Annotated in this window: 24 protein-coding genes; 8 read left to right on the plus strand and 16 right to left on the minus strand. The window is 62.4% G+C overall.

The genetic code is table 11. The features are described from left to right. Positions 1-66: 66 nt before the first annotated feature. A complete protein-coding gene (locus tag ACN9M3_RS24770; RefSeq protein ID WP_426163671.1) occupies positions 67-1,854 on the plus strand; it encodes a methyl-accepting chemotaxis protein in 1,788 nt (595 codons plus the stop codon). A 12-nt stretch (positions 1,855-1,866) separates the two neighbouring features. On the opposite strand, the gene ACN9M3_RS24775 is transcribed toward ACN9M3_RS24770, so the two are convergent. From ACN9M3_RS24775 to ACN9M3_RS24790, 4 genes are read right to left on the minus strand one after another with little or no spacing between them, the layout of a single operon-like run. Then, complete coding sequence (locus tag ACN9M3_RS24775) at positions 1,867-2,718, minus strand: hypothetical protein (RefSeq protein ID WP_426318949.1); 852 nt, start codon at positions 2,716-2,718, stop codon at positions 1,867-1,869. Between the two features lies 1 nt (position 2,719). Then, entirely contained in the window at positions 2,720-3,955 is a 1,236-nt protein-coding gene (hemW, locus tag ACN9M3_RS24780; protein WP_426318950.1) for a radical SAM family heme chaperone HemW, read from the minus strand. Then, positions 3,952-4,539, minus strand: a complete 588-nt coding sequence (gene rdgB / locus ACN9M3_RS24785) for an RdgB/HAM1 family non-canonical purine NTP pyrophosphatase (RefSeq protein WP_426318951.1) — start codon at positions 4,537-4,539, stop codon at positions 3,952-3,954. The genes hemW and rdgB overlap by 4 nt, the downstream gene beginning before the upstream one ends. Positions 4,540-4,570: 31 nt before the next feature. Then, positions 4,571-5,575: an NADP-dependent oxidoreductase gene (locus ACN9M3_RS24790; RefSeq protein ID WP_426318952.1), complete on the minus strand. Its 1,005-nt coding sequence runs from the start codon at positions 5,573-5,575 to the stop codon at positions 4,571-4,573. A 99-nt stretch (positions 5,576-5,674) separates the two neighbouring features. On the opposite strand from ACN9M3_RS24790, the gene ACN9M3_RS24795 reads away from it, so the two are divergent. Then, positions 5,675-6,556 carry a LysR family transcriptional regulator gene (locus ACN9M3_RS24795; protein ID WP_426318953.1) on the plus strand — a complete coding sequence of 294 codons (882 nt, stop codon included), beginning with the start codon at positions 5,675-5,677 and terminating at the stop codon, positions 6,554-6,556. A gap of 59 nt (positions 6,557-6,615) precedes the next feature. Here the strand turns inward: ACN9M3_RS24795 and rph are convergent, their stop codons facing one another. The 3 genes from rph to ACN9M3_RS24810 are packed head-to-tail and all read right to left on the minus strand — an operon-like array spanning position 6,616 to position 9,283. Further along, on the minus strand, positions 6,616-7,344 hold the full coding sequence (gene rph, locus ACN9M3_RS24800; protein ID WP_426163683.1) for a ribonuclease PH: 729 nt from the start codon (positions 7,342-7,344) through the stop codon (positions 6,616-6,618). 7 nt (positions 7,345-7,351) lie between these two features. Then, a complete protein-coding gene (locus ACN9M3_RS24805) occupies positions 7,352-8,284 on the minus strand; it encodes a PP2C family protein-serine/threonine phosphatase (protein WP_426163685.1) in 933 nt (310 codons plus the stop codon). Between the two features lie 12 nt (positions 8,285-8,296). Then, positions 8,297-9,283: a serine/threonine protein kinase gene (locus ACN9M3_RS24810; protein WP_426172292.1), complete on the minus strand. Its 987-nt coding sequence runs from the start codon at positions 9,281-9,283 to the stop codon at positions 8,297-8,299. A gap of 97 nt (positions 9,284-9,380) precedes the next feature. On the opposite strand from ACN9M3_RS24810, the gene ACN9M3_RS24815 reads away from it, so the two are divergent. Continuing rightward, positions 9,381-10,271 (plus strand): YicC/YloC family endoribonuclease, encoded by an 891-nt coding sequence (locus ACN9M3_RS24815; protein ID WP_426163688.1) that lies wholly within the window; start codon positions 9,381-9,383, stop codon positions 10,269-10,271. Between the two features lie 84 nt (positions 10,272-10,355). Here ACN9M3_RS24815 and ACN9M3_RS24820 read toward each other — a convergent pair whose 3' ends face one another. Further along, positions 10,356-11,657: a M20/M25/M40 family metallo-hydrolase gene (locus ACN9M3_RS24820; protein WP_426318954.1), complete on the minus strand. Its 1,302-nt coding sequence runs from the start codon at positions 11,655-11,657 to the stop codon at positions 10,356-10,358. A gap of 51 nt (positions 11,658-11,708) precedes the next feature. Between ACN9M3_RS24820 and ACN9M3_RS24825 the strand changes: the two genes are divergently transcribed. Next, on the plus strand, positions 11,709-12,458 hold the full coding sequence (locus ACN9M3_RS24825; RefSeq protein ID WP_426318955.1) for a DUF72 domain-containing protein: 750 nt from the start codon (positions 11,709-11,711) through the stop codon (positions 12,456-12,458). Here ACN9M3_RS24825 and ACN9M3_RS24830 read toward each other — a convergent pair. Then, the gene (locus ACN9M3_RS24830; RefSeq protein ID WP_426318956.1) at positions 12,455-13,339 is read right to left on the minus strand and encodes an alpha/beta fold hydrolase; all 885 of its coding nucleotides are present in this window, start codon (positions 13,337-13,339) and stop codon (positions 12,455-12,457) included. The genes ACN9M3_RS24825 and ACN9M3_RS24830 overlap by 4 nt on opposite strands. After that, a complete protein-coding gene (locus tag ACN9M3_RS24835) occupies positions 13,336-13,917 on the minus strand; it encodes a TetR/AcrR family transcriptional regulator (RefSeq protein WP_426163697.1) in 582 nt (193 codons plus the stop codon). The genes ACN9M3_RS24830 and ACN9M3_RS24835 overlap by 4 nt, the downstream gene beginning before the upstream one ends. A 122-nt stretch (positions 13,918-14,039) precedes the next feature. On the opposite strand from ACN9M3_RS24835, the gene gmk reads away from it, so the two are divergent. From gmk to ACN9M3_RS24850, 3 genes are read left to right on the plus strand one after another with little or no spacing between them, the layout of a single operon-like run. Further along, positions 14,040-14,681 carry a guanylate kinase gene (gene gmk / locus ACN9M3_RS24840; RefSeq protein ID WP_426163700.1) on the plus strand — a complete coding sequence of 214 codons (642 nt, stop codon included), beginning with the start codon at positions 14,040-14,042 and terminating at the stop codon, positions 14,679-14,681. 40 nt (positions 14,682-14,721) lie between these two features. After that, positions 14,722-14,925, plus strand: coding sequence for a DNA-directed RNA polymerase subunit omega (rpoZ, locus tag ACN9M3_RS24845; protein ID WP_005665923.1), 204 nt, complete (start codon positions 14,722-14,724; stop codon positions 14,923-14,925). Between the two features lie 24 nt (positions 14,926-14,949). After that, on the plus strand, positions 14,950-17,229 hold the full coding sequence (locus ACN9M3_RS24850) for a RelA/SpoT family protein (RefSeq protein ID WP_426163704.1): 2,280 nt from the start codon (positions 14,950-14,952) through the stop codon (positions 17,227-17,229). Between the two features lie 6 nt (positions 17,230-17,235). Here ACN9M3_RS24850 and ACN9M3_RS24855 read toward each other — a convergent pair whose 3' ends face one another. The 6 genes from ACN9M3_RS24855 to greB form a co-directional block, all read right to left on the minus strand. Next, on the minus strand, positions 17,236-17,871 hold the full coding sequence (locus tag ACN9M3_RS24855; RefSeq protein WP_426163706.1) for a transposase: 636 nt from the start codon (positions 17,869-17,871) through the stop codon (positions 17,236-17,238). Between the two features lie 110 nt (positions 17,872-17,981). After that, the gene (locus ACN9M3_RS24860; RefSeq protein WP_426163708.1) at positions 17,982-19,205 is read right to left on the minus strand and encodes an ABC transporter permease; all 1,224 of its coding nucleotides are present in this window, start codon (positions 19,203-19,205) and stop codon (positions 17,982-17,984) included. Between the two features lie 3 nt (positions 19,206-19,208). Then, positions 19,209-19,892 carry an ABC transporter ATP-binding protein gene (locus ACN9M3_RS24865; RefSeq protein WP_426163710.1) on the minus strand — a complete coding sequence of 228 codons (684 nt, stop codon included), beginning with the start codon at positions 19,890-19,892 and terminating at the stop codon, positions 19,209-19,211. Beyond that, positions 19,889-21,106 (minus strand): efflux RND transporter periplasmic adaptor subunit, encoded by a 1,218-nt coding sequence (locus ACN9M3_RS24870; RefSeq protein ID WP_426318957.1) that lies wholly within the window; start codon positions 21,104-21,106, stop codon positions 19,889-19,891. Before ACN9M3_RS24870 ends, ACN9M3_RS24865 begins: the two co-directional genes overlap by 4 nt. A gap of 7 nt (positions 21,107-21,113) precedes the next feature. Continuing rightward, the gene (locus tag ACN9M3_RS24875; RefSeq protein WP_426318958.1) at positions 21,114-21,794 is read right to left on the minus strand and encodes a YIP1 family protein; all 681 of its coding nucleotides are present in this window, start codon (positions 21,792-21,794) and stop codon (positions 21,114-21,116) included. Positions 21,795-21,914: 120 nt separating this feature from the next. Then, positions 21,915-22,478, minus strand: coding sequence for a transcription elongation factor GreB (gene greB, locus ACN9M3_RS24880; RefSeq protein ID WP_426318959.1), 564 nt, complete (start codon positions 22,476-22,478; stop codon positions 21,915-21,917). 39 nt (positions 22,479-22,517) lie between these two features. Between greB and ACN9M3_RS24885 the strand changes: the two genes are divergently transcribed. Then, positions 22,518-23,099 carry a hypothetical protein gene (locus ACN9M3_RS24885; RefSeq protein WP_426318960.1) on the plus strand — a complete coding sequence of 194 codons (582 nt, stop codon included), beginning with the start codon at positions 22,518-22,520 and terminating at the stop codon, positions 23,097-23,099. Positions 23,100-23,101: the final 2 nt, after the last annotated feature.

Here is a 23,101-nt window from a genome sequence, read left to right on the forward strand (position 1 = left end):
TGCAACGGGATATCTACCACGCAACTATTAGGTGCATACTAGTGCCCTAACCTACTGGAGGTTTGTATGCAATTCCTGTCCCAGCTCCGCATCGGGCCCCGCCTCGCGGCGGGCTTCGGCATCGTCCTGCTGCTGTCGGCCATCGGCACCAGCTATGCCCTGTACCACTCCAACGATACCGCCAACGCCACGCGTGCCATGATGGAGCGCCCGCTGGCCAAGGAGCGCATCGTATCGGACTGGTATGTGCTGATCTATTCGGCCATCGCGCGCACGCAACTGATCGCGCGCAGCAGCGATGCTGAACTGTCGACCACCTTCGCTACCGTGATTGCCGACAGCGCCAAGCGCGGCGCCGAGCTGCTGAAGTCCGTCGAAGGCCTGCTGGAGACGGACGAGGAACGCAAGATCTACCAGGACGCGGTCGCCATCCGCAACAAATACCAGGACGCGAAGAACCAGGTGATGAACGCCAAGAAGGCCGGCGATGCGGCAGAGGGAGAACGCCTGTACCGCGAAGTCTTCGAGCCTGCCGCCAAGGCCTACCAGGAAAAGGTCAATGAACTGCTGGCGCAGCAACGCAAGTCCATCGACGCCACGGCCGCCAGGATCAACGAAGCCAACGCCCGCAGCACTCGCCTGATGCTAACCCTCGGCATCTTGCTGCTGGCCTTTGGCGCCTGGGCCGCCTGGGTCATCTCGCGCAGCATCACCGTGCCGCTGAACTCCGCCCTCGGCATCGCCAACACCGTGGCCGAAGGTGACTTGACCACGCACTTCGAAGAGCAGACTGCACGCGATGAAATCGGCGACCTGATGAAAGCCCTGCGCGGCATGAACGACGCGCTGCGCCGCGTGGTGAGCCAGGTGCAGACCGGCACCACTGCCATCGCCACCGCCTCCAGCGAAATCGCCGAAGGCAACCTTGACCTCTCCTCGCGCACCGAACAGCAAGCCAGCTCGCTGGAAGAAACGGCGTCCTCGATGGAGGAATTGACCTCCACCGTGCGCCAGAATGCCGACAACGCCAACCAGGCCAACCAGCTGGCGCAGGCCGCTTCCGACGTCGCAGCACGCGGCGGCGAGATCGTCGGCCAGGTGGTGGAAACCATGGGCTCCATCGACGCCTCCTCGCGCAAGATTGTCGACATCATCGGCACTATCGACGGCATCGCCTTCCAGACCAATATCCTGGCGCTGAATGCCGCCGTGGAAGCGGCACGCGCCGGGGAGCAAGGCCGCGGCTTCGCGGTCGTCGCGTCCGAAGTCCGCAACCTGGCACAACGCTCAGCCGCTGCAGCCAAAGAAATCAAGGAGCTGATCGACAACTCCGTGGTGCAAGTGAATGCCGGCACCTCGCTGGTGCAGCAGGCCGGTACCACCATGGGCGAAGTGGTGACCAGCGTGCGCCGTGTGACCGACATCATGGGCGAGATCACCTCGGCCAGCCGCGAGCAAAGCGTCGGCATCGATGAAGTGAACCAGGCCATCGGCCAGATGGACCAGGTGACGCAGCAGAACGCCGCCCTGGTGGAAGAAGCCGCCGCCGCTGCCGCCAGCATGCAGGAACAGGCCGCCCAGCTCGCGCAAGTCGCCGCCTCCTTCCGCCTCGGAACGGAAGCAGTGGCGCGCTGGAGCGCCCAGCCCCGCCGTGTCGCAGGCGACAGCAGCGTTGTCGCGGTAGAAGCTGCGCCTGCAAAACGATTGGTGGCGCCGGATGCCCGCACCAAGCCGCGTGCCGCGGCGCGTGCGACGACTGACGACGCGGCGCCCGCGGATCGCAGCAGCGAGCGCCGCACGAAAACCGAACGGCGTGCCCCCGTCGCGAGCAATGACGAATGGGAAGAATTCTGAGCGGCGCCCCGTTCAGCCAGCCCTGCTAAATAGTCGCGAAAACAGACTGTTCTTGCGCGTAATACCGACTTCGCCTGATGCCGGGCTTGCCCTTTGCACCAGGCGGTCATCATAAGGCCAAAGGTCGTCGTGTGGCTTTCCGCACCTGACAAAGCAGCGATGCGTCACGAGTTCAACCCGCTCACCATGGGTCAGGCCGGACTCGTCATCATCATCATCATCATCGCTCGCCAGGTCTTTCTTGCCATCGACATTGAAATAGAAAGTATCGCCTACGACAAAATCACGGCGAAATTCCGTCCGCCATTGCGAGTTGCGCCCCCAACCATGTGATAAGTCCTGGTGGGGCCGATTGCTCTGCAAGTACGTCCAGTACAGTGTCGACGCATCCGCGATTCCCGCGACAAGCAACTGGGCTCCGGCAGAGACGCGGACACCAGCCCTGGAAACCATCATGTTCCCGAGCATGACACACGGCCATTCGAATTCCACGATGGCGACGGGACTGAATGGCGAGGCGGCCCGCTCGACCCGTACCACCTCATGGTAGAAGGGCGAAAATTGCTGCGGCTTGAGCACAGTCATGCCGAGTGCTTCAGCGAATGCAGCATACTCTTCGAGGGAAATCGGCACCTCCTCCCGCAGCAAGAGATCAAGCCCCCTGGCGAGCGCATACAAGGTCCACGATTCCTCAACCTCGATTGGTGGAACGGGATTGCCCTCGCGCTGCCCAAGCAATAGCAGCCACTCCCGCGCGTCGTTATGCTCGCTTAACCACGGTTCCAGTACCTCCGCAAAAACGGCATGCCCCTGGTAATTCGACAAGGCATGAAACAGCCGGTGGAAGGCATTCCAGGCATCCATCTCAAAGGAACATCTGCTGCAGGTCGTTGAGGAAGCGCTGGCCCAATTCGGTCGGCTTGATCAGCATGTGGTCGCGGTACAGCAGGCCTTTGGCTTCGGCCGCATTCAATTGCTTCTCGATGGTGTTCAACGCCACGCCGGTGCGTTCGGCGAACAGGTTCGGCTCGAAGCCGCCTTGCAGGCGCAGGGCGTTCAGCATGAACTCGAAGCCCATTTCGTCGCGCGACAGCTCGCGTTCTTCCTGCACCGGATTGCCGGCGGCTACGGCATCCATATACGACTTGGGCTGCTTGTAGCGCGCCTGGCGCAGCACACGATGCGGGAAGGACAGCTTGGAGTGGGCGCCGGCGCCGATGCCGAGGTAGTCGCCGAACTGCCAGTAATTCAGGTTGTGGCGTGCCTGGTGGCCCGGCTGGGCGTAGGCCGACACTTCGTAGTGGCCATAGCCGTTCGCGGTGGTCAGATCGGCGATCATGTCCTGCATGTCGGCGCTCAGGTCGTCGTCCGGCAGTTGCGGAGGATATTTGGCGAACAGCGTGTTCGGTTCCATCGTCAGGTGGTACAGCGAGAGGTGCGGCGGCTTGAAGCCGATTGCGGTCTCGATATCCTGCCGTGCCTGCTCCAGCGTCTGGTTCGGCAGCGCGTACATCAGGTCCAGGTTGAAGTTGTCGAAATTCGCCAGTGCGATTTCCACTGCGCGCTTTGCTTCGCCGTCATCGTGGATGCGGCCCAGCGCCTTCAGGTGTTCGCTGTTGAAGCTCTGGATGCCGATCGACAGCCGATTGACGCCGCTGTCGCGGTAGGAGCGGAATTTCTCCGCCTCGAAGGTGCCGGGATTGGCCTCCATCGTGATCTCGCAGGCGCCATCCAGCGGCAACAGGCTGCGCAGGTCCGACATCAGGCGGTCCATGCCGGCTGCGGACATCAGGCTCGGCGTGCCGCCGCCGATGAAGATGGTGTAAATCTTGCGCCCCCAGATCAGGGGCAGCGACATTTCCAGGTCGCGCCGCAGCGCATCCAGGTATTCCTTCTCGGGTACCTCGCCCTTCGCCTCGTGCGAATTGAAGTCGCAATAAGGGCACTTGCGCACGCACCACGGCCAGTGGATGTAGAGCGACAATGGCGGCAAGGCTTGCAGGTTCAGGGCGCCCGGGCGCAAATAGGTTGCAGCGACGCCGGCGGCGCTGTCGATGGTGCGGCTTGGTACGGCATTGCCGACCGGCTTAATCGGAATCATTTCTTCAGCTTCTCTACCAACGCACGCAGGGCCTGGCCGCGGTGGGACAGGCGGTTCTTCTCTTCCGGGGCCAGCTCGGCGACATGCTTGCCCAGCGACGGGATCAGGAAGTAAGGATCGTAGCCAAAGCCGCCTTCGCCGCGCGCTTCGGCCGAAATCACGCCCTCCCAACGGCCATCGGCGATCACGGGCTGCGGGTCGTCGGCATGGCGAACGAACACCAGCACACAGTAATAGTAGGCCGATTTGTCGGCATGTGCAGCCAGGTCGGCGATCAGCTTGTCGCTGTTGCGCGCATCGGACTTCGGTTCGCCGGCGTAGCGCGCCGAATATACGCCGGGCGCACCGCCCAGCGCATTGACGCACACGCCAGAATCGTCGGCCAGGGCCGGTAAGCCGGTCAGGCGAGACGCATGACGTGCCTTGGCCAGTGCATTTTCGACAAAAGTGTGGAAAGGCTCTTCCGCCTCCGGGACGTTGAATTCGCCTTGCGGATGAGCGGAAAGCCCGATGGTCGAGAGCAGCTCGTTGAATTCCTTGAGCTTGCCCTTGTTGTTCGATGCGAGAACGATGCGCTGTGTCATGAATGTCGGCTCTTTTAAGGGAGCCGACATTTTAAACCACTTGCAGCACCAGCTTGCCCTGGTTGGCGCCCGTGAACAGCTTGGCAAAAGTCTCGGGGAAGGTGTCCAGGCCCTGCACCACGTGCTCGCGGGTCTTCAGCGTGCCGGCCTGGATCCAGCCGCCCATGGTGGTGATGGCTTCCATGGCACGGGGATAGTAGTCGGCCACCATCACGCCGCGCATGGTGGCGCGCTTGACCAGCAACTGCAGGTAGTTCGACGGGCCGGACACCGCTTCGGTACTGTTGTACTGCGAGATCGCGCCGCAGATCACCACGTGGGCGCCGTGCGCCAGGTTGGCCAGTGCGGCGTCCAGGATGGCGCCGCCGACGTTGTCGAAGAAGACGTCGATGCCCTTCGGCGCATGCTGGCGCAATGCGGCCGCCACATCTTCCGACTTGTAATCGATAGCGGCGTCGAAGCCCAGTTCTTCGACCAGGTAGCGCACCTTGTCCGCGCCGCCGGCAATGCCGACCACGCGCGCACCTTTGATTCTGGCGATCTGGCCTACCAGGGCACCCACTGCACCAGCGGCGCCGGATACTACTACGGTATCGCCTTCCTTCGGCTGGCCCACGTCCAGCAGGCCGAAATAGGCGGTCAGCCCCGGCATGCCCAGCGCGCCCAGGAACAGCGGCAGCGGCGCCAGCGCCGGATTGACCTTGTTCAGGCCAACGCCGTTGTGGATTGCGTATTCCTGCACGCCCAGGAGGCCGCTCACATGCTCGCCCGCCGCAAAGCCGGGATTGCGCGATTCGACCACGCGGCCGACCGCGATGGCGCGCATTACCTCGCCCAGTGCCACCGGCGGCATATACGACTCGGTGGAGGCGTTCATCCAGCCGCGCATGGCCGGGTCGAGCGAAATGTGCGACACGTGGATCAGGACTTCTCCCTCTTCCAGCGCCCGCAGCGGCACGGTGGCGAAGTCGAAATCGGAACGCTGGACGGCGCCGTTTGGGCGGCGGGCCAGCAGGAATTGGCGGTTACTGGTCATGTTGCTTCCAAAAGAGTGTTGAATGCCGCCAGTGTACGGAGCCGAGGCTCGCTTGATAAGTCAACGATCAGGCATTACATTGTTGATCATGGAGGAACAATGAACCCGCAACGCCTTGCCATTTTCACCAACATCATCCAGGCCGGCAGCATCAGTGCCGCCGCGCTCAAGCTGGGCTGCGGCAAGTCCGTCGTCTCGCGCCAGCTCGCGCAACTCGAAAAAGACCTTGGCGCGCGCCTGATCCAGCGCTCAACGCGCCAGCTCGCGCTGACGGAAGTTGGCCAGCTGGTGCTGGAGGAAGCCCGCCAGATCGAGCGCTCGCTGGACAAGATCGCCCACCTCGCCGACAGCTACCAGCAGCAGGTGCGCGGCCTGCTGCGCGTGTCCTGCTCCTTGGCCGGACGCCGCGTGCTGGTGCCCTTGCTGGCCGAATTTTCCGCGCTGTACCCACAGGTGAAGGTGGCGCTGCAACTTGACGATGCGATGGTGGACCTGATTGCGCAGCAGGTCGACGTGGCGATCCGTACCTCGGCGCTGGTCGATTCGACGCTGGTGGCGCGCAAGCTGGCCGAGAGCGCCAACGTGGTGTGCGCCGCCCCGTCCTATCTGGCCAGGTGTGGTACACCGCGTACGCCGCAGGAACTGCAGCAGCATGCCTGCCTGCTGTACGCGGTGGGCGCCCGTGTGTATGACGAATGGAATTTCGGCGAGGCGGGCATCTTCCGCGTCGACGGGCCGCTGCAGATGAATGATGGCGGCGCGCTGGTCACGGCTGCGGCTGGCGGCGCGGGCATTATCAAAGTGCCTTTGGCCATCGTCGCTGACGAACTGGCCAGTGGGCAGTTGGTGCGCATCCTGGAAGATGTGGTGCTGCCGCCGGGGCCTGCTACCTATGCGGTTTATCCGGCGCGGGAGTTTCTTCCGCTGAAGACTGCGGCGTTTGTGGAATTCTTGCGGGAGCGTATGGGCCAAAACCGGTAAGCCTGGGTCAGACCCAAGGGTCTGACCCTGTTACGCGGCGGCCGCATGGCCGGTCTGCGTTACAGGCCGAGCGCCTGCTTCTGCAGCTTGACCAGGTCGCGGATGCCGCCTTCTGCCAGGTCCAGCAGGCGGTTCATCGCCGCACGGTCGAAGGCCGCGCCTTCTGCTGTGCCCTGCACTTCGACGAAGGCGCCGGCATCGGTCATGATCACGTTCATGTCGGTGTCGCAGTCCGAATCTTCCAGGTAGTCCAGGTCCAGCACAGGCACGCCCTGGTACACGCCAACCGAAATCGCTGCGACGAAATGCTTGACCGGGATGGTTTCGATCATGCCCCGTGCCTTCAGCTTGGAGAAGGCGTCGTAGGCGGCCACCATCGCGCCGGTGATCGAAGCGGTGCGGGTGCCGCCATCGGCCTGGATCACGTCGCAATCCAGTTGCAGGGTGCGTTCGCCAAACGCTTCGAGGTCAAAGGCAGCGCGCAGCGAACGGCCGATCAGGCGCTGGATCTCCTGGGTGCGGCCGCTTTGCTTGCCTTTTGCCGCCTCGCGGTCCATGCGTGAATGGGTGGAGCGCGGCAGCATGCCGTATTCCGCCGTCATCCAGCCCTGGCCCTTGCCCTTCAGGAAACCGGGCACGCGCTCTTCGATGCTGGCCGTGCAAATCACCTTGGTGTCGCCGCACTCGATCAGTACCGATCCTTCGGCGTGCTTGGTGTAGTCGCGGGTGATGCGGATATTGCGCAGCGCATCGACAGCGCGGCCGCTCGGGCGGTTCACAGTGGTCATGGAATTCCTATTTCAGTAACTGGGTGGATTTCTCGATGGCGCCGCGGATTTCCGCGATCGCCTTCTCAATTTCGTCATCGTCGAACACGTCGACTTCGGTCTTGGCACCGTGGATGGTGGTGCTGACCACATCGTCCGGCAACTGCTCGGTCGAAATCACGGTCGAACCGCCGTGGGTGGTCGGCGTGCCATCGGCCACTAGCGCTCCCTGCCACATGATCGCCAGCGCAGTCACATTGTCGCTGGTATCGCCGGCACGGCGCAGCGCGGTGGCCAGCATGTCAGGCACCGCCCGCACCACGGTCTGGGTGGTCAGCATCTGCACCAGTTCTTCATCGGTGCACATCGACCACAGGCCATCGGAGCACAGCATCAGCGTATCGCCCGGCAGCAGGTTGGCGCGGCCCGAGATCTCGATGCGTGGCGCGCTGCCCGCGCCAAGGCAGGCATACAGCTTGTTGCGGTCCGGGTGGGTATTGCGTGCCGACGCCGGGATCAGGCCCTTCTCGATCATGTTCTCGACATGCGAGTGGTCGCGCGTGCGGCCGTGCACCTGGCCATTGCGCACCCAGTACAGGCGCGAATCGCCGCAATGCGCCCACACGGCGGTATTGTGTTGCACCAGGCAAGCCACAATGGTCGTGCGCGGGGACTCCGGCATGTTGTGGGTCATCGTGTAGGTGTGGATGTCGTTGTGCGCAGCCGCCAGCGCCTCTTCGAGGAAGCGCTCCGCCCCTTTCACGTAAGGCGTGGCCTGCTGCTGGAACATCTGGGAAATGGTGCGGGTGGCGATGGAGGCGGCGATTTCACCGCGGGCATGGCCTCCCATGCCGTCGGCCAGCACCAGCAACAGCGCGTCGCGCGTGAAGCTGTAGCCCATCCGGTCCTGGTTGACCTTGCGCCCCCCGATATGCGTTTCCTGGTAAACGGCGAATTGCATGGCATGGGCTCCTTATTTCGGTGTGCGCGGGGCCGCGTGGCGGCCGAATCCGAGCTTGCCTGCCAGCTTGCCCAGCTTTTCCAATGCCCCCGGCGGAGGCGGCGGTTCTTTCGGTGCGGGCGCCTGCGCCAGCAGTTTTTGCAGTTCGAACAGGCTTTGCGGACGGGCCAGCGGATCGATGTCCAAAGTCCATCGTACCAGCTTCACCAGCTCCGGCGAATAGAGGATTTCCAGCTTCTGGAAATGCGGCTCCATCTTGTCCTCCTTGCGGCGCTGGTCTGCCGGCTGCGGGGGTTGGCCGAGCATGCAGGCAAACATCGAAGCGCCGATCGAATAGACGTCGGTCCACGGGCCCAGCGCCTCAGTCTTCGAATACAGCTCGGGCGGCGCGAAGCCGGGAGTGTACATCGGCATCAGCTTCGGGCTGTCGGTATTGACGGTCTGGCGCGCCGCGCCAAAGTCCAGCAGCATGGGCGTGCCGTCCGTGCGCAGGTAGATATTGGCCGGTTTCAGGTCCAGGTGCAGCAGCTTGTTGGTGTGCACCTCCCGCAAGCCTTTCAGCACCTGCGTGAAGATCTGGCGCACGAACGCCTCGCTGCAATTGCGGCCCTTGCTGCGCTGGCGCTGGATGTGGTCCTGCAGGGAATGGCCCGACTCGTAGGCCATTACCATATAGACAGTTTCGTTGGCACGGAAGAAATTCAACACCCTTACAACATTTGGATGCGAAATCTTTGCAAGTGCACGACCCTCTTCAAAAAAGCACTTCAGCCCGATCCTGAAGACCGGCAAGTTTGCTTTTGTAACCACAGGCACCATCTCGCCCTCTTGACGCAATGCAAGGCTGCTTGGTAAATATTCTTTAATTGCTACTGCATTACCTTCGGCGTCGTAGGCCAGGTACACAATACTGAACCCGCCTGACGCAATTTTCTTTACAATGCGGTATCCAGCAATTTCCAGACCATCCGGTAATGGAGCGTTGTTCTGAGCTGCCATAAGTTTCCTCGCTTCAACTAAACCGGATTGTGTGGGACAAAGCAATATATTGTAAAGACAAAGACAAAATCGGGGATATCCTTTGAGCATTTCCAGCATGACTGGCTACGCAGTGGCCACCAGCGAAAGCGCGGCGGGCACGCTGACAATTGAGATCAAGAGCGTCAATTCCCGCTTCCTTGACCTTCAATTCCGAATCAACGACGATCTCCGCGCGCTCGAACCCGATTTGCGATCTGCCATCATGGGCGCCATCACCCGCGGCAAAGTGGAGCTGCGACTGAGCTTCGGCCGCAAGGCAGTAGCAGCAGGCACCCAGGCCCTGAATGTAGCCCTGCTCAACGAACTGGCGCGCCTGCAAGGCGAAGTCAGCCAGCATTTCAGCGGCGCGACACAGATGAGTGTTGCTGAACTACTTCGCTGGCCAGGGGTTGTCGAAGAAGCACAAATCGGCCAGGAGTCGCTTCAGGCCGATGTTTCCGCCCTGATGACCCGGACCCTGGAAGCCTTTGTCCAGAGCCGCCAGCGCGAAGGCGCGGCGCTGGAAGCGATGCTGGTTTCGCGCATCGAAGCGATGGAAGCCATCGTTAAACGAATTACCCCACTAATTCCTCAGGTAGTTGCACAATTCCAACAAAAAGCCGTGGAGCGCATGCAAGAGGCGCTCGGTTTGGCCTGCCAGGGATCAAACACCGCCATGTCGCGCCAGGACGCGATGGAGCGCATCCGCCAGGAAGTGATCCTGTACGGCATCCGCATCGACGTGGCCGAAGAGCTGGGCCGCCTGTCGGCCCACCTGGGCGAAACCCGCCACATCCTGAAAAAAGGCGGCCAGGTCGGCAAGCGCCTGGATTTCATGATGCAGGAGCTGAACCGCGAAGCGAATACCCTCGGCGCCAAAGCCTCGGTCAAGGAACTGGCCGACGCCTCGATGGAGCTCAAGCTGCTGATCGAGCAGATGCGCGAACAGGTCCAGAACCTAGAATAAAGAAAGTCGGGGTCAGGTCTGGCAATCCGCCACATTTTTCGCTATGCGAAAAATGTGGCGGATTGCCAGACCTGACCCCGACTTTTATCTTGTGAGGCGGTACAGCAGTATCGCCGTCCGAATCGCTCCCTGCTCGATCGAGCGCACTTCCAGGTCTTCTCCCGGCGCGTGGGCGCCTTTGCCGGTGGCGCCGAGCCCATCCAGGCTGTCGACGTAGGGTGCGACGAATTGCACGTCGCCTGCGCCACGCAGGCCGGGTGGCAGCGCGGCGATCGGCCCCTGGCCGGCATCGGCGCTGGCTTTGGAATACATCTCCAGCACTTTCAGGTTGCCTTCGGTTGGCGCCATGGGTGGGTAGCCGTCTTCGAAGCGGATCTCGGCGCTGGTGCCGGGCAAACTCTGCGCGACGATTGCGCGCATGCGGGAGCGTGCCTGCTCGCCCTGTTCCGGCGTCAGGAAGCGCAGGTCGCCTTTCACGATCGCGCTATTGGCGATGACATTCGATTTGCCGAAAGCCGTGCCTTTGGCTGCGGCGCCGTCATAAGTGACTTCGGTTCCACCCAGGATCAGGCCGGGGTTGTAAGTCAGGTTCGGTTCCTTCAATTGCTGGCGGAAGGCGTCCAGGATGCGTGCCGTTTCGTACACGGCGCCATACCCGGCATTGGCGTTGAAGATGCCGGAAGAGTGGCCTTGCTTTCCCTTCACTTCCAGCCGCCAGGACGTCGAAGAGCGGCGGCCGATGGTGCCGGTGGCCTTGCCGTTTTCGTCGAGCACCGTCGCCTCAAACGCCAGCGCGACGTCGCTGCGCTTGGCCAGGTTGACCATGTCGCGCCGCGAGATTTCTTTCGGGTCTCCCGCGTTTTCTTCGTCGCCGGTGAACATCACGCTGATGGTGGTATTGTCCAGCGCGCCCGCCGCATGCAGCGCGCGCAGCGCTTCGATGATGATGACATCTCCGCCTTTCATGTCGTTGACACCCTGGCCAGTGGCCCGGTCGCCCTGGCGCTCCCATTTCTGCATCGGTGTATTCGCTTCAAACACCGTGTCAAGGTGGCCGATCATCAGCACTCGCTTGCCTTGCTTGCCTTCGCGCGTGGCGACCAGGTGGCCGGCGCGCTGCATCGCTTGCGGCATGTCGACCCACTGCGTCTTGAATCCCAGCTTGTCCAGTTCAGCCTGGAAGACCTTGCCGACTTCGCGCACGCCTTTGTGATTCATGGTGCCGCTGTTGATGTTGACCGTCTTTTCCAGCAGCGCCAGCGCCTTGCCCGAATTGGCCTTGACCAGGCCGACGATGCGTTCTTCTTCAGGTGACAGCGATTGCGCGGCGGCGCCTCCCATCAATCCGGCGGCGAGCAGCGAAACGAACAGGCGGGATATTCGCATTTCTGGCATCCTCCTTGAAGTGTGTTCGAAACTCTACTACGGAAAATCGAAATGAACATCCGCGTTGGCATCGGCGGCTGGGACTACGCTCCCTGGCGAGAAACCTTCTACCCTCCCGAGGTGCCGCTCAAGCGCGCGCTGGAATATGCAAGCAGCGTGCTGACCAGCATCGAGATCAACGGCACCTTCTACCGCAACGCCAAGCCGGAGCACTTTGCCGGCTGGGCCGAGCGCACGCCGGACGATTTCGTGTTTGCGGTGAAGGCTTCGCGCTACGCCACCAACCGCAAGGTGCTGGGCGAGGCGGGAGAGTCGATCGAGCGCTTCATGGATAGCGGCCTGGCCGAGCTGGGCGACAAACTGGGTCCCATCCTGTGGCAACTGGCCGCCACCAAGCGCTTCGATCCGGACGACCTGGAGGCTTTTTTCAAGCTGCTGCCCAAGAAGCTGGGCAAGCGCAAACTGCAGCATGTGCTGGATGCGCGGCATGACAGCTTCATGTGCCCTGAGTACCTGAAGCTGGCGCGCAAGCACAAGGTCGCAACGGTCATTACCGATTCGCCGAAGTACCCCAACTTCGCCGAAGTGACGGGCGACTTCGTCTACGCACGGCTGATGGATGCGCAAAGCGACATCACTACCGGCTACACCAAGCCCGCATTGAAGAAGTGGGCCGCACAGGCGCAGGAATGGGCCGAAGGCGGCAAGCGCGACGCCTTCGTCTACTTCATCAACGGCGCCAAAGAGCGCGCGCCGGCCGCCGCACAGGAATTATTGCGCGTGTTGGGCGCGAAGCGTTAACGTCCAAGGCCATCGAACCACTCCAGCGTGCGCGCCCACAAAGGCTCGGCGTGCTGGCGGAAGTAGCCCATGTGCCCCAGTTTGCCCAGCCCTGCGGCGGCCGGGTCGATATCCACGCCATGCCACGGCGCGTTGCGGTAGCCGGACATCAGCGCATCGCGCGACCGCGGCGGCGCCCACAAGTCGTCGGTAGCATTCAGCGCCAGGATCGGCGTGCGCACCTTGGCGAAACCGTCCGCAATTTCCGGCACTTTGGGGTCATCGAGGAAGTAGCGCGGGAATTTGCACCAGTGCTTCCACTGGCGATACACGCCCATCGGCAAATCCTCGCCCATGCCAAGCTTGCTCCAGGCCAGGCGCCCTTTCCAGCGCGCGACAATCGGGCCAACCACATGCCACATGGCCAGTACGCGCAAACGCTCCAGCCGCGGCATCCACCCATGCCAGCCGGCGCCGACACCGAACAGGTAGACGCCGGCGATCTTCTCATGGTTCGGCACCAGTCCCAGTGCGTGGCCGCCATAGGAATGCCCCACCATGTACAGCGGCGTGCTGTCGGAAGGCGCGAAGTATTCGATCACCGCGTTCAGGTCCAGCCGCGCCCAGTCGAGAAAGCTGGCCTCGAAGCCGCGCAGGGTTTTCGGCGCCGAACCGCCCACGCCGCGGTAGTCGAAAGTCAGCACGGTGTAGCCCTGCCCCGCCGCGAATTCGGCAAAGCGACGGTAGAAGCCTTGCGGCACGCCAGTGGCGCCGGCCACCAGCAGGCGAGCTTTCTCCGGGCCGCGGGCGCGATAGCACATGGCGGACAGCGGATAGCCGTCGACTGCGCGCAGTTCCAGTTTTTCCGCCAGGAGCAAGGCGGCGGCAGGCATATGGCTCATGTTTTTTTCTCCACTTTCAGCATTGGCATCAGAGCGTCCATGGTCTGCACCATCGGCGCGGTGTCGCCCGCCACGCGGGCTTGCAGCAGGCCGCCTTCGTAGGCGGCAAGGATCAGGGCGGCGATGCCCTCGGCACGGTGGCGTTCGTGGCCAGCCTGCACAAGGGCATCGGCCATGCGGCCACGCAGGTTGGCGAAGCCGGTTTTCAGCGCGTCGCGGATTTCGACGTCGTCTGCCGTGGACTCGAGCGCCACGGCGGCCAGCGGGCAGCCCAGTTCGAACTCGCTGTCGTCCAGGCCACGCAGCGCGCGCAGGATCCACGCTTGCAGCGCGGCCAGCACGTCGGGTTCGCGCTCCATGTAAGAGTCGAGCTTGTGGAGCAGGAAGCTGAAGGTGGCTTCGATGGCGGCCACGGCCAGTTGGTCTTTACCGCCGGGGAAATGGTGGTACATCACGCCTTTCGGCGCCTTGGCCGTGGCCAGGATCTCGCTCAGGCCTGCGCCGTGCAGGCCGCGATGCTGCAGCGTCGTGATCATGGCGTTGATCAGGCGCTCGCGGGTGGTCAGTTGGGTGTTCATGCGGTTTACTCTATAGACCGGTCGGTCCAGTGTCAAGAACTGCCTGCGCACCCGGTTTCAACTCTGCTTGCTCCTTGGTAAAATACCTCTTTGGGCGACAGCCCAGCTTTTGAGAATTGCAAATGAGCCAACATTTTTCCGGCAGCCTGTTCATGGTTGCTGCACCATCCGGCGCCGGTAAATCTACGCTGGTCAATGCCCTGCTGGCACAGGAACCGGCCATCAAGCTGTCGATCTCGACCACCACGCGCCAGCCGCGTCCGGGCGAGCAGCATGGCCGCGAGTACTTCTTCACCAGCGCCGAAGACTTCCGCAAGCGCGCTGCCGAAGGCGAGTTCCTGGAGTGGGCCGAAGTGCACGGCAATTACTACGGCACCTCGCGCATCTTCGTGGAAGAGCAAATGAAGGCCGGTACCGACATCCTGCTGGAGATCGATTGGCAGGGCGCGCGCCAGGTCAAGAAGCAGTTCCCGCAAGCGGCCGGCATCTTCATCCTGCCGCCATCCTTCGCGGCCCTGGAAGAACGCCTGCACAAACGCGGCCAGGATGAAGTCCACGTGATCAACCGGCGCCTGCTGGCGGCCGGCGGCGAAATCGCCCACGCGCCCGAGTTTGAGTATGTTATTATCAACGAAGAGTTCCCGGTCGCCTTGTCGGAGCTAAGCGCGATCGTCCGATCGGCCCGTTGCCGGTTTGCGCAACAAGCCGCCCGCAATGCCAGGTTGATGTCCGAACTGGGCATCCACGCCGACCACGCAGAATAGTCACCGACGAATCAATACCGAATTTATCCAGGAGTTAAGCATGGCCCGTATCACTATTGAAGATTGCCTGAAGAATGTCCCTAACCGCTTCCAGCTGACCCTGGCAGCCACCTACCGCGCACGCCAGCTGCTGCAAGGCCACACCCCTAAGGTCGAAGCCAAGGACAAGCCAACCGTCGTCGCCCTGCGTGAAATCGCTGCAGGCAAAGTAGGCCTGGAAATGCTGAAAAAGGTCCCTATGTAAGCTGGGAACCTTCTTGTTCCCGATATGAACCTGACTTCCGCAGATCCCAACATCAGCGAACAGCCCGCACGGCGGGCACGGCGCCCGGCTAAGCAACAGCCGGGCGTTGACGTTTCTGCACCAACCGTTTCCACTTCTGCACTGGCGGCGCCTACCGTGGCCACTGGCGTCGCAACGATCACCCACCTGACCGAAAAGCTGTCCGAGTACATGGGCGAGGCCGACCTGAAAAAGGTCAAGGAAGCCTATCGCTTCTCGGACGAGATGCACCTGGGCCAGGTACGCAAGTCGGGCGAACCGTACATCTCGCACCCGATCGCGGTGGCCGAGATCTGCGCCGACTGGAAACTGGACGCGCAAGCCATCATGGCGGCGCTGCTGCACGATGTGATGGAAGACCAGGACGTCAAGAAGGACGAGCTGATCGAACGCTTTGGCGCGCCGGTGGCGCACCTGGTGGACGGCTTGTCCAAGCTGGAAAAAATCGAGTTCCAGAGCCAGATCGAAGCGCAGGCGGAAAACTTCCGCAAGATGCTGCTGGCCATGGCCTCGGACGTGCGCGTGATACTGATCAAGCTGGCCGACCGCCTGCACAATATGCGCACGCTGGAAGTGATGATCCCGGCCAAGAAGCGCCGCATCGCCGCCGAGACGATGGAAGTCTACGTGCCGATCGCGCACCGCCTTGGCCTGAACAACATCTACCGCGAACTGCAGGACCTGTCCTTCTCCCACCTGTACCCGGTGCGCTACCACGTGCTGGCCAAGGCCGTGAAAGCGGCACGCGGCAACCGGCGCGAAGTGGTGTCGAAGATCCTCGACGCGGTGAAGAACACGCTGTCCATGGCCGGCATCGAGGCCGAAGTCTATGGCCGCGAAAAGACCCTTTACGGCATCTACAAGAAGATGCGCTCCAAGCACCTGTCATTCTCGCAGGTGCTGGACGTGTACGGCTTCCGCGTGGTGGTCGACAGCTTCCCCAATTGCTATGTGGCGCTGGGCACCCTGCACTCGCTGTACAAGCCGATGCCGGGCAAGTTCAAGGACTATATCGCGATCCGCAAGCTGAACGGCTACCAGTCGCTGCACACCACCCTGATCGGCCCGTACGGCACGCCGGTGGAATTCCAGATCCGCACCCAGGAAATGCACCGCACCGCCGAATCGGGCGTGGCCGCGCACTGGCTGTACAAGAGCAACGACGCCAACATCTCGGACATGCAGCAGCGCACCCACGCCTGGCTGCAATCGCTGCTCGACATCCAGCAGCAGACCGGCGACTCGGCCGAATTCCTGGAGCACGTCAAGGTCGACCTGTTCCCCGATTCGGTCTATGTGTTCACGCCGAAGTCCAAGATCATCGCCCTGCCCCGCGGCGCTACGCCGATCGATTTCGCCTACTCGATCCACACCGGGATCGGCGACCACACGGTGTCGGTCAACATCAACGGCGAAGCCGCCCAGTTGCGCACCGAACTGCGCAACGGCGACATCGTCGAAATCGTTACCGACCCGAACTCCCGCCCAAGCCCGACCTGGCTGTCCTTCGTCCGCACCGGCAAGGCGCGCTCGGCGATCCGCCACCACCTGCGCACCATCAACCTGCCGGAATCGATCCGCCTCGGCCAGCAACTGCTGGCGCAGGCGCTGGATGCGATCAGCGTGCCGGGCGAGCTGCCGCCGCCGCTGATGGAACGCCTGCTGAACGAATCGTCGGCCAAGTCGATGGAAGAACTGTATGCCGACATCGGCATCGGCAAGCGCATGGCCGCGCTGGTGGCGCGCCACATCTTCGGCCTGCTGGGCGGAGAGTCGGCCAGCGCGCCGATCGAGCACACCAGCCCGAAAGAACTCGACCCGGTCACGATCTACGGCAGCGAAGGCGTGTCGGTGCAGCTTGCGCCATGCTGCCTGCCGATCCCGGGCGACCATATCGTCGGCCAGTTGCGCCGCGACCAGGGCCTGCAGGTGCACACCGGCGACTGCTCGGTGGCCAAGCGCTCGAAGCAGAAAGAGCCGGAGCGCTGGATCGCCGTCAAATGGGGCACCGAGATCAACCGCCGCTTCGACAGCCGCATCCGCCTGATCATCAACAATGAGAAGGGTATTTTGGCCCGGGTGGCCGCCGAAATCGGCGAAAGCGACGGCAACATCACCTTTGTCGGCATGGATGAAGACCGCGACCATGTGCTGCACCAGCTGCGCTTCACAATCCAGGTAAAAGACCGCGTCCACCTGGCAGCATTAATCCGCAACGTAAGAAAAGTGGCAGGCGTCAACCGCGTCACCCGCGAGCGCGCGTAGAAGGTGTCAGACCCTGCGGGTCTGACACCGGTTTACCGGTTTTAAAGCGGCATCCCCCAAAGTTGCAAACCGAATCCGCTCCAGGTCTTTTTCCGAAAATGGGGTATCAAAAAGCGCCCGATAAGCGCGCTGCCGCTCCAATGCATTCATCCCCAAGCCAAGATAAACCGAATGCTGGCACAGCAAATCATCCCTGACACCTTCTGCATTTGCCCGATAGCTCGACCACTTATAACCACCAGCAAACTCCACCATTCCAGCGCGAACTGGATTGAGTTCAATATAGCGCTGACACAAGAGCAAATATGCTTCGCTGTCGATTTGTGACGAGTGATATCGACCATCCCACATTGGACCTGTACCACCATGCCTGACGTGCCGCCAAAGTGCAGTGCGCTGCGCCAGCAACTTCATCATGTTCGCTTGCGCATTGCGTTCTCGCACTGTCACAAGTAAATGGAAATGGTTTGTCATCAACACATAGGCATGAACATCGCAGTGGGCTTTAAGACTATGTTCCTTGAGCAGGGAAAGGAAACCTCGCCGCTCGTCATCGTCATGAAAGCAACACTGGCCGTTGTTGCCACGCTGAACCAGATGGAGGCAGGTGCCTGGTGGGTAATTGCGCAGTGGGCGGGGCATTTTCACTCTCCTTTAAACCGGTAAACCGGTGTCTGACCCGCAGGGTCAGACACCGCCAGTTCAAAGGATAGCGATGTGGCGGGCGTGGGCTTTGTGCGGGCGCAATCAGCCTATTCGTAGCGCAGGGCTTCGATCGGGTCGAGCTTGGCGGCTTTGGCGGCGGGCAGCACGCCGAAGATCACGCCAACGCCGGCGGAGAACATCACGGACAACGCGACCGCCCACCAGGGCACGTATGCGCCGGGGAAGTCGGGAATCACGCTGGCGATCGCGTGGCCCAAGCCATAGCCGAGCAGGACGCCGATCGCGCCGCCCAGCATCGACAAGGTCACCGCTTCGATCAGGAACTGCATCAGGATGTCGCGGCTGCGCGCGCCAATCGCCTTGCAGATCCCGATCTCGCGCGTGCGTTCGCTGACCGACACCAGCATGATGTTCATGATCCCGATTCCGCCAACCAGCAGCGCGATGCCGACCACGCCGCCCATCACCAGCGTGACCGTGGTGGTCACCGTCTCAAAGCTCTTGAGGAACTGGTCGGAAGACTGGATCTCGAAATCGTCCTTCTGGTCCGCGTGCAGGCGATGCGCTTGCCGCATCACCGTGGCAATGCGCGCCTTGAGTTCTTCGGTGCGGCCAATGTCGCTGATCGACACCGTGATCGACATGCTCGGCTTGCGGGTGTTGCCGATGACGCTTTGACCGGTGCGGAACGGTACCAGCACCTGGTCGTCCTGCGACATGCCGAGGATTTCGCCCTTCTTCTCCAGCACCCCGACAATCTTGAACCACTCGCCCGAGAACTGGATGAACTCACCCAGCGGATTGTCGGGAAGGTGCAGCAGCTCGATCATCTTTTCGCCGATCACGCACACCCGCCTTGCGCTCGCATTATCGGACTCGCTGATGAAACGCCCCAGGCGGGGATAGCTGCCATTCACTTCCATGAAGGCCGCCGTCACGGCCAATTGCTGGCGGCTGGACGCAGTCTGGTTGCCGTAGCGGATTTCACTTCCGGGGAACATGAATGCCGGGCTCAATTCGCGGATGCCTTCCACGTGCCCGCGCAACTGTTCGACGTCTTCGAACTGCAGGTAATTGATCTTGCCCCGCATGACGTCCTTGAAGTCGTTCTTGGCATGCACCGTCAGCGCATTGCCGCCCAGGCCTTCGAACTGGCGCGTGATCGACTGCGACAAGCCCTGGATCAGCGAGATCACCGTAATCACCGACGCCACGCCGATGATGATGCCCAGCGAAGTCAGGAAGCTGCGCATGCGGTGCGCGCGGATGGCCGCCATCGCCGAGCGAAGCGCTTCGATAAAAATGTACATCGGCTAGCCTCCTGCCACGCGATGGTCGGACAGCACGCGCCCATCCTGCAGCCTCACGATGCGCTGGCATTGTTCCGCAATGTCAGGTTCGTGCGTCACCATCACGACCGTCTGGCCGTTCCGGTGCACGTCCTTGATCAAGGCCATGATTTCGCGCGTGGTGGCCGAATCCAGGTTGCCGGTCGGTTCATCGGCCAGCAGGATCGATGGCTTGCCCACCAGTGCCCGCGCGATCGCCACCCGCTGCCGCTGGCCGCCGGACAGCTCGTTGGGCCGGTGATGCATGCGCTCACCCAAGCCGACGTGCTCCAGCGCCTCGCGCGCCATGCGCTTGCGCTCCGATGGCGGAATGCCGCGGTAGATCAGCGGCTGCGCCACGTTATCCAGCGCAGTGTGGCGAGGCAGCAGGTGGAAGCTCTGGAAGATGAAGCCGATTTCCTCGTTGCGCACCTGGGCCAGGTCGTCGCTGGCCATGGTCGCCACGTCTTTGCCGTTCAGGAAATAGGTGCCTGCGCTCGGCCGGTCCAGGCAGCCGACGATATTCATCATCGTCGATTTGCCGGAGCCCGAAGCGCCGATAAACGCCACCAGTTCGTTGCGCTCGATGTGCAGGTCCACACCCTGCAAGGCATGCACGGTCTGGTCGCCCATCTGGTATTGCTTGGTGATGCCGGTCAGCGTGATCACGGCTTGCTTCCATCGGCGACCTTGAGGGCCTTGGGCTCCGCCACCTTGGCCTTGACGGCAGTTCCTTCACGCAGGTCGCGCAAGGTGCGCGCCGGCCCCACTGCAACGGTCTCGCCGAGCGCCAGGCCCTTGATGATCTCCTGGTTGCTGTCATCAGACAAGCCCAGTTCCACGGCGCGCTTCTTCGCCACGCCGTCGACAATCGCGTAGACATAATTGCTGCGCTTGCCCTTGCCTTCCGAAGCCTCGGTCAGTTGCACGGCCTGCAGCGGAACCACCGGCCGCGGCGCGCCGTCGCCGGTCACGATCTCGGCACGGCAGGTCATGCCGGAGCGCAGCGCAAGCTGGTGCTGCGCCAGCTTGACCTTGACCACGTAGCTGCGGCCCTGGCTCGCAGCCTGGCCCAGGCCCTGGGGCTTCGGCGCCAGCGAGACCGATTCCACGCTGCCGCTCAGCGGACGGTCGGCATAGGCCGAGGGGAAGATGCGCGTCTTCAGCCCCGGCGCGACGTTGGCGATATCGCCTTCGTCCACGTTTACCTCCGCGATCATGGAGCTGACGTCGGCGATCGTCATCAGGCTGGAGCCGGCAATCCCCGTAGCGCTGGCCACGGCCGTTTCACCGGCCTTGATCGAAACGCTGGTGGCGGTACCCGAAATCGGCGCCCGCACCTCGGTCTTGGCCAGGCGCTCCTGCGCCAGCGCCAGCATCGCCATCGCTTGCTGACGGCTTTCGCGCGCACTGCGCAGCGACACCACCGCCAGGTCCACCGCCAGCTTCGCATCATCGAGGCGCGACACATCGATGAACTTGGCAGCGGCCAGCTGGCGCGAGCGCTCCAGCTTGCGCTGCTGGTTTTCCAGGTCGATCTGGGCGCGGTCCACGCTGACGGCCGCGTTGCGCACCGCCGCTTCCTGCTGCGCCACATCGGCTTTGTAGGTGCTCGGATCGAGGCGCAGCACGACCTGCCCTTTTTCGATCTTGTCGCCCTCCTTCACCAGCACTTCCGACACCTTGCCGATCACTTCCGGCGACAGTTGCACCTCCTGGCGGAACACCAGGCTGCCGGACGCCAGCACCGCAGGATAAATCGCCTTGTTCTCGACCTTGGCCAGTTCGGCTTCGACCTTCGGCGGCGAGCCGCCGAACTTGACGGCGACAGGAATGCCGATGAAGGCCGCCACCACGGCCAATGCAATCAGTTTGCGTTTCATGCGCGCCTCATTTCTTGAACAGGATCCAGGCGGTCCAGCAGCCGTAGATCACGACATACGGCAGCGCCGCGATGATGGCGCAGGTCGTGGTGCTTTTACCGGTCCAGGTACGCAGGCCGATCGCGGCCAGCAGGACCACCCAGATATCGGTGAGCTTGAGTGCGCTGGCGATCCCTGCCCGTGGCGTATGCGGCGCAGCGTGCACCAGCAGGAAGTTCAGCGACAGCATGTCCGCTTGTTCGAGCGCCAATTGGCCCTTGCTGGTGATGATCTGCAGCGCCATCAGCGGCACGCCGATCAGGCCTGGCAGCGAGGCCCATGCCGCCAGCGAGAAGCCGGACTTGAAGCTCAGGTCCATGCTGGCCAGTTTCCCCGCCAGCCAGTAATACAGTCCCAGCAGGCAGTAGATGAACAGGGTGCCCACGATGATGCCCGCCACCCCCATTCCCATCATCACGCCGCGTGTCATGGTTTTGCTGGCCGCCTCGCGCTGGTCGGCGGGCATGTCCGGCGGGAAGGTGTTCATCATCATCCAGTCCCAGTCGACGGTCTGGAAATACCAGACCAGGATGCCGATACTGCTCACGTAAAGCAGCAGCAGCGGCAACCACGCCCGCGGGCGCTCCTTCAGCGCCGCGAACGCCGCGGATGGATCATAGAAGACCTGCGTCAGTTGAGCGAAAGCCATGCGCACACCTTGCCATAAAAGTAATTAAAAATTTATTATAACAACTTGGCAAAGTTGCACTGATAATACTTTGGCGATGAATTACTGCTGCAGGCCGCTATTGCGGTATCCCCGCCTTGCTCAGGCGTTCGGGGAGGGGTAGCTGACTTCCAGGATTTCCAGTTCTTCGGCGCCATTCGGCGTGTGCAGCAGCACTGTGTCGCCCTCGCGTGCTTTGGTCAGCGTGCGGGCGACCGGGCTGATCCAACTGACCTTGCCCTTCAGCGGATCGAATTCGTCGATGCCGACGATGGTGATGGTGTGTTCCTCGCCGTCGCGCCTGGCGTAGGTGACGGTGGCGCCGAAGAATACCTGGTCGTTGCCATGGTGGATGCTGGGATCGACTACTTCGGCCAGGTCCATGCGCTTGGTGAGGAAGCGAATGCGGCGGTCGATTTCGCGCAGGCGGCGCTTGCCATAAATGTAGTCGCCGTTTTCGGAACGGTCGCCGTTCGATGCGGCCCAGTGCACCACCTTCACCACCTCGGGACGCTCGACATCGATCAGCTGCAGCAGCTCATCCTTGATGCGCTGGTAGCCAGCCGGCGTAATGTAGTTCTTGGAGCCGGGAGGGATCGGCGGCGCACCTGGCGGCAGGTCGTCGTCATCGTCCTGCTCAGCCTCTTTGACAAAAGCTTTGTTCATAACCGTTTTCTAATTATTTGGTGCAATAATGGCACTCACATGAAGCGATTGTACACACTCAGGCGGCGCCTGTTCGCCCCCCTCGTCTACTGCGCAGCCCTGTTCCTGATCTTCGAGGAATGGCTGTGGGATCTCGGGGCGCGCCTGATGGCGATACTGGCTCGCTTCCCGCCGTTGCGGGCATTGGAGCGCATCATCTGCAGCCTCGGCCCCGCTGCCGCCATGGCCGTGTTCCTGCTGCCGGCACTGATGCTGTTCCCGGTCAAGCTGCTGGCCCTGTTCGCCATGGCGCGGGGCCATGCCTTCATGGGCATCAGCGTATTCGTGCTGGCCAAGGTAGCTGGCGCCGCCGCCGTGGCGCGGCTGTATGCCCTGACCCGCCCGTCGCTGCTGCGCCTGCGCTGGTTCGCCTGGCTGCACGGCCGCTTCATGGAATTGAAAGAACGCTGGATCGCGCGCCTCAAAGCCACTGCCGCCTGGCGTGAATGCCGCGCCCTGGTCGACCATGTGCGCGAACGGCTGCGCCGCTGGCGCGCCGGCTGGCGCCGCGGCCGTTTCGCCGCCCGACCGATGCGCGTGCTGCGCCGCTTCAGCGCGTTCTGGCGCATGCGCCGCCGCTGACA

It is taken from the genome of Pseudoduganella sp. R-43 (assembly GCF_049913255.1).
GTDB lineage: Bacteria > Pseudomonadota > Gammaproteobacteria > Burkholderiales > Burkholderiaceae_D > Rugamonas.